This window comes from Cupriavidus sp. 8B (genome assembly GCF_054589115.1).
The window spans coordinates 19,677-25,697 of the sequence record NZ_BAAILO010000292.1; the positions used below are offsets into that span (position 1 = coordinate 19,677).

Genomic DNA, 6,021 nt, shown 5'->3' on the forward strand with positions numbered 1-6,021 from the left:
GTTGATTAGCCGCGTTGCTTCGCCGGATCCCTTAGCGGGCCGGCAGGATCTTCCCTGCCACCTCGCCAAAGCCGACGCGATAGCCGTCGCCCTGGCACCAGCCGGCCATGACCACTTCGTCGCCATCTTCCAGGAAACCGCGCCTGCTGCCATCCGCCAGCGTCAGAGGCTCGGCGCCGTTGCGGGTCAGCTCCAGCAGGCTGCCGTAGGAATCCGGCGTGGTGCCGCTGATGGTGCCGGAGCCCATCAGGTCGCCCACGCGGACATTGCAGCCGGACACGGTGTGGTGCGCCAGTTGCTGCACCATGGTCCAGTACATGGCCTTGAAGTTGGTGCGGCAGACGGTGGTGGCCTGCGCGGCGCCTTCGGGGCGCAGCGAAACTTCCAGCGCGATGTCATAGGCATTGCGCTCGGGCTGCTGCAGATACGCCAGCGGCTCAGGTGATTGCACCGGATTGTCACGGCGAAACGGCTCGAGCGCGTCCATGGTGACCACCCACGGCGAGATCGAGGTGCCGAAGCCCTTGCTGTTGAACGGGCCCAGCGGCACGTACTCCCACTGCTGGATATCGCGCGCGCTCCAGTCGTTGAGGATCACCATGCCGAACATGTGCTCGGCCGCCACGGCAGTGCTGACCGGCTCGCCCAGGGTCGACGGCTTGCCGACGATGAAGGCCATTTCCAGTTCGTAGTCGAGCTTCTGGCAAGCAGTAAAGATCGGGCGCGGCGCATTCGGCGGCTTGATCTGCCCCTTGGGACGGCGCAGTTCCGTGCCGCTCACCACCACCGAGCTGGCGCGGCCGTTGTAGCCGATGGGAATCTCCAGCCAGTTGGGCAGCAGTGCATTGTCCGGATCGCGGAACATGCGGCCAACGTTGGTGGCGTGCTCGCGCGAGGAGTAGAAATCGGTGTAGCCGGGGATGTCCACCGGCAGGTGCAAGGTCGCCCAGGCCATCGGCACCAGGGCCTGCTCATGCAGGGCCGACTTGGGATGCAAGCTGGTATCGTCCGCCGCCAGCAAGGCCGTCAGGCGCTGGCGGGTCTCGGTCCAGACCGGCTTGCCGAGCGCGATGAAAGCGTTGAGCGTGGCGCCGCCAAACACGCCTTTGACGGAAGCCGGCAGCAGGCCAGCCTCGTCCAGCACGGACAGGTCGAGAATGAAGTCGCCGATGGCGACGCCTACACGCGGGCCCAGCCCGTTCGGGGAAAAGATGCCGTAGGGCAGGTTTTGCAGCGGGAAATGCGTAACGCCATCATTGGCGGATTCGATCCAACTTTGCTGGACAGTGGTCATCGGGGGCTCCGGAGGGGAATGAGGTGGGGTGCCCGCGACTGCGGCGCGCGCAACACCCCGAATGCATGGTGGTCGGCCAGATGAAACAGGCCTTGGGGCTTGAGGATCAGCGCTCAAAGGGGTTGAAATGCTTCTTCAGGCCTTGCCAGCACCTGTAGTAGTCGTCCTGCAACTGCGCCGACTCCGCTGCATACGGCGTCGGCCGGATCACGGCCGGCGTCTCGAACATGAACGCCATGGTATCGCTGATGCGGTGCGGCTGCGAGGTATCCGCGGCGGTGGCCTTGGCGAACGTCTCGGCATCCGGGCCGTGGCCGCTCATGCAGTTGTGCAGGCTGGCGCCGCCAGGCGAGAAGCCATCGGCCTTGGCATCGTAGACGCCCTCGATCAGGCCCATGAACTCACTAGCGATATTGCGGTGGAACCAGGGTGGGCGGAAGGTGTTCTGCATCGCCAGCCAGCGCGGGCCAAAGATGACGAAATCGATCGTGTCCACGCCCGGGGTATCGGACGGGCTTTGCAGCACCAGGAAAATCGACGGGTCCGGGTGATCGAAGCTGATCGAGCCAATGGTGTTGAAGCGGCGCAGGTCGTACTTGTACGGCGCGTAGTTGCCATGCCAGGCCACCACATCCAGCGGCGAGTGCCCGATCGGGGCGCGCCACAGGTTGCCCTGGAACTTCGCCACCAGCTCGAAATCACCCTCGCGATCCTCGTACCATGCATGCGGCGTGAGGAAGTCGCGCGGATTGGCCAGGCCGTTTGAGCCGAGCACGCCCAGGTCGGGCAGGCGGAACAAGGCGCCGTAGTTCTCGCAGATATAGCCACGCGCTTCGCCGTCCGGGAGCTCCACGCGAAAACGCACGCCGCGCGGGATCACGATGATCTCCTGCGGCTCGACGTCCAGCAGGCCCATTTCGGTCGCCACGCGCAGCCTGCCCTGCTGCGGCACGATCAGCATTTCGCCGTCAGCGTTGTAGAAGAAGCGATCCGTCATCGACCGGTTGGCCAGGTACAGATGGATGCCGCAGCCCGACATGGCCTCCGGGCCGCCGTTGCCGGCCATGGTGACGATGCCGTCGACAAAGTCGGTGGGCTCCTTGGGCATCGCCGGCGGGCTCCAGCGCATCTGGTTGGGCGACGGCGGCACCGCATCGAAATGGCTGACGATGCGCGACTGCTCGAGCCGCGTGAACGGCTCGTGCATCGCCGCCGGACGGATGCGATAGCACCAGCTGCGCCGGTTGTGCGCGCGCGGCGCGGTAAACGCCGTACCGGAGATCTGCTCCGCATACAGGCCGTACGGCGCGCGCTGGGGCGAATTCTGCCCCACCGGCAACGCACCGGGCAGTGCCTCGGTCGCGAACTCGTTGGCAAAGCCGGATTGGTAGCCGGGCGTACCGTGGTCGGGTGCCTGCCCTGTCACGTTCAATTGCGTCTGCGTCATGTCTTGGGTCTTCCTCTTACGCTTGCGATTTCGCTTTCGATGACTCGAGCACGCCCGCACGGGCTAGCTCCATGGCTTCCTGCAGAACCGCAAGATCGCCGATGTGATTGGCCAGCAGCAGGATCAGTTGCGCGTTGGCGGCCTGGCTCTGCGCGTCGGAGAGGTCGCGATGCATGGCGATCAGCGCCTCGTAGAAGTCGTCCGGACTGGCAAGGTTGGGTTCGGTACTCAGCGGCATTGGCATGTCTCCCTATGCCTCAGGTCACTGCCGCAAAGGCATAGTGGCCGAGGGATCACACTAATGGTGTCTTTCAGACGTCGGATCACGAATTTCACAATCCGTAATTGATTTACCATATCGTAATCTCAGGTTCCGGACGTGTCAAACCCGCATTGGCCCCTATTTCGCTGCGGACGGCGAAGACCGGTTGACACTACGTTGGTCGACACTCCGTTTGTAGGTTAGGCGCGGAAGACGGGCGAGGACAAAGATGCGACGCCAGACGGCGCACAAGCGCAAGCAGCCCGAGCAATGTCGGGCGAACAAGAGAAATGAGAGAAACAAGAGGGGGAAAGCGACAGGCTCGACAGGCAAACGCACTGAACCAGCCTTGGCGCGGGGACCGAGGCTGTCAAAGAAAGGCAAATGCCGCCAGGCGCGGCATCCGGCCATTCCATGTCAAACGGGCAAAACCCCAGCAGCAGGCACGTGGGGGCGTGCCCGCTGCTGGCATGACAAGCGCGCGCCAGTCCGGCCGCAGACCCGGCCGGAACCAGCGCGAGTGCTCAGGCTGGCTTGTGACCTTCGCCCGGGCTCGACGCGAAGCCTGTGCTGACCGGGGTGGCCGGTGCAGGGCTTGCGGCGGTAGGCGTTGCGGCAGGCGCCTGCCCGGCCATGGAAGCGGCCGTGACGCCGCCATTGCGGCTGGCAATAAACGCGTTGACGTCGGCGGCAAGATGCTGGGGGGCCAGCACCACTTCCAGGCCAAGCGCCTCGCAAGCCGCCAGGAAAGTCGACATGCGGGGGTCGGCCTGACCCGATTCTGCCCGCAAGTATGCTTCCCGGGAAATCCCGGCCTTACGGGCGACGTCTTCCTGCTTGAGCTTTCGCGCTCGGCGCAACGCCCGCAGTTGCCGGAACGGTTCGCTAGCGCCTCTAGGCACGGCTGTACTGTTCATGTCGGTCTCCAGTCACCAATGAAAAAAAAGTGCGCGGACGTGCATTCGAGTATAGAGCACGCAAAGCGTTCCGTATGTAATCAGGGCAACACTTTGTGCAGATTTCTTGTTGGCACCCCGCGCAGGCTAATCCTAGCCTGTCAATAGGTCCGATACAGCACAATTATCTGCCTCCGTGGTGACATAACGGGCGGCGATGAAATAGGTTGACGAGAGCGCACAAGCGTAAGGTTGACAATACGACCGGTCGTGCTATTCTCTCCATATGCAGAAAGGACAACTTACCCGCGCAGCCATCATCGAGCAAGCCCTGGACACTGCCGCCCAAGTCGGGTTCGAGCAATTGTCGCTTGCCACACTGGCCGCCGACACCAGCATGTCCAAGAGCGGGCTCTACGCGCACTTCAAGTCCAAAGAGGCCTTGCAGCAGGCAGTTTTGGCGCTCGCGCTGGAGCGCTTCTCGGACATCGTCATCAGGCCGGCCATGCGCCTGCCGCGTGGCACGCGCCGGGTGCAAGCCCTCTTCGAAGGCTACATTCTCTGGCTCGGTGGATCCGTCAATAAAGGCCGCTGCCTGTTCATGGCGCTAGGCCAGGAATACCGCGACCGCCCGGGTGCCATCAGGGAGCTGGTGGTGCAATCGCTGAAAGACTGGCATAGCCTCATCGCCAGGGCCGTGACCGACGCGATCGAGGAAGGCGATCTTTCGCCGGCACAAGACGCGCGGCAGTTCGCCTTCGAGATGGTCGGTATCGGCATGTCCTTTCAACAGTCTTACAAGCTGCTGGGCCGTGAAGACACCGAGATCATGGCCCACCGGGCGTTCGAAGCGCTGCTCCGCCGCGCCGAGCTTGCGCAACCGGCGCGCAAGTAGCAAAGGGCGAGGACGCGCTGGAGCGAGACACCACCTCGAGACAGATCGGGACGAATTTCGAGACGGCTGGATGTCGTTTTTTTTTGAAACAAAAAATAGCACGACTGGTCGGTCTTACTGGAGCGGTATCGCCCCGCTGCGATTGCCCGGCCCGGAATGTCAGAAGTCTTCACTGGAGGTGCCCGCCGTGACGCAAGCGATTTACTCATCCACCAAAGCCCGCCAAGCCGCGCCGCCATCCAGGGCGCCAATGCGCTGGGGCCGCCTTGGCTGGCAATTGGCCGAACTGCTCTATCCGGCCGGCGCGGCGCGCGCGCTCGAGCAAGCATGGTTCCGTCCGCCCCACGGCAATGGCCCGGAGGGCGCTGGCCGCGAGCTGCTTGAGCGCGCACGCACGGACTGGGCGCTGGTGACCGGCCAGGGAACGAGCCGGCGTGTGCGCGTCTATCGATGGGGCAGCACCGGGCCAACCGTCTTGCTGGCCCACGGCTGGGGTGGCCATGCCGCCCAGTGGCAGCCGCTGGTTGCGCCGCTGCTAGCGGCCGGCATGCGCGTGGTCGCTTTTGACGCGCTCTCGCATGGCGGCTCCGACGCGGGTGCGCACGGCGCAAGCCAGACTTCTGTTGTGGAAATGTCGCGCGCGCTATTGGCCACGGCATGGCACGCCGGCCCGATCCACGCGGTGATTGCGCATTCGCTCGGCAGCGCCGCACTGGCGCTGGCCGTGCGCGAAGGCTTGCACCTGCAGGCCGCCGTGATGATCGGCCCGCCGGCCGACATGCATAAGGCCGCCGCGGCTTTGGCGTGGCAGCTCGGCATCGGGCCCGGGGTACTGGCGCGCATGCAGCGCAACAGCGAGCGCTGGCTGGGCATGCCGTGGTCGGCCTTCAACGTCCCGGCAATCGGCATCGGCCACGCCCGCCCGGTACCGCCCACGCTGGTGATTCATGACCGGCAGGATAAGGAAGTGGGCTGGGAAAACGGCGCGGCCATTGCCGGCGCATGGCCTGGCGCGCAATTGATGAGCACGGACGGACTGGGCCATCGTCGTATCCTGCATGACGCACAGGTCATCGCACGCGCGGTGTCATTCGTCGGCGGCGCGGCGCGAATGCCCGGCATTGCAGAAGCAACTCGCAGGATGCAAGCCGAGGCCCTTGCCTGAGCACTCCCGGACCCTGCCTGCTTTAGCGGTTTTGTGGCATGCCACAAAACCGCTGGTGGGGG

General features: G+C 64.5%; 6 protein-coding genes. 2 read left to right on the forward strand and 4 right to left on the reverse strand.

The features are described from left to right. Positions 1 to 31: 31 nt before the first annotated feature. From fahA to ACYP5B_RS28940, 4 genes are all read right to left on the reverse strand, one after another. Positions 32 to 1,294 carry a fumarylacetoacetase gene (gene fahA, locus ACYP5B_RS28925; protein WP_459571970.1) on the reverse strand — a complete coding sequence of 421 codons (1,263 nt, stop codon included), beginning with the start codon at positions 1,292 to 1,294 and terminating at the stop codon, positions 32 to 34. A 106-nt stretch (positions 1,295 to 1,400) separates the two neighbouring features. Then, entirely contained in the window at positions 1,401 to 2,741 is a 1,341-nt protein-coding gene (gene hmgA, locus ACYP5B_RS28930; RefSeq protein WP_318230964.1) for a homogentisate 1,2-dioxygenase, read from the reverse strand. A 16-nt stretch (positions 2,742 to 2,757) separates the two neighbouring features. Next, positions 2,758 to 2,979, reverse strand: a complete 222-nt coding sequence (locus ACYP5B_RS28935; protein ID WP_318230963.1) for a DUF2783 domain-containing protein — start codon at positions 2,977 to 2,979, stop codon at positions 2,758 to 2,760. 548 nt (positions 2,980 to 3,527) lie between these two features. Then, positions 3,528 to 3,920 (reverse strand): helix-turn-helix domain-containing protein, encoded by a 393-nt coding sequence (locus tag ACYP5B_RS28940; RefSeq protein WP_150986631.1) that lies wholly within the window; start codon positions 3,918 to 3,920, stop codon positions 3,528 to 3,530. 265 nt (positions 3,921 to 4,185) lie between these two features. Here ACYP5B_RS28940 and ACYP5B_RS28945 point away from each other — a divergent pair, with 265 nt between their 5' ends. Next, positions 4,186 to 4,794 (forward strand): TetR/AcrR family transcriptional regulator, encoded by a 609-nt coding sequence (locus ACYP5B_RS28945; RefSeq protein WP_400098015.1) that lies wholly within the window; start codon positions 4,186 to 4,188, stop codon positions 4,792 to 4,794. 187 nt (positions 4,795 to 4,981) lie between these two features. Continuing rightward, the gene (locus ACYP5B_RS28950) at positions 4,982 to 5,959 is read left to right on the forward strand and encodes an alpha/beta fold hydrolase (RefSeq protein WP_459571971.1); all 978 of its coding nucleotides are present in this window, start codon (positions 4,982 to 4,984) and stop codon (positions 5,957 to 5,959) included. The last annotated feature ends 62 nt before the right edge of the window (positions 5,960 to 6,021 follow it).

Bases quoted from the DNA above. Each gene is read 5' to 3' on its own strand.
- fahA (WP_459571970.1), bottom strand. From the start codon at position 1,294: ATGACCACTGTCCAGCAAAGTTGGATCGAATCCGCCAATGATGGCGTT.
- hmgA (WP_318230964.1), bottom strand. From the start codon at position 2,741: ATGACGCAGACGCAATTGAACGTGACAGGGCAGGCACCCGACCACGGT.
- ACYP5B_RS28935 (WP_318230963.1), bottom strand. From the start codon at position 2,979: ATGCCGCTGAGTACCGAACCCAACCTTGCCAGTCCGGACGACTTCTAC.
- ACYP5B_RS28940 (WP_150986631.1), bottom strand. From the start codon at position 3,920: ATGAACAGTACAGCCGTGCCTAGAGGCGCTAGCGAACCGTTCCGGCAA.
- ACYP5B_RS28945 (WP_400098015.1), top strand. From the start codon at position 4,186: ATGCAGAAAGGACAACTTACCCGCGCAGCCATCATCGAGCAAGCCCTG.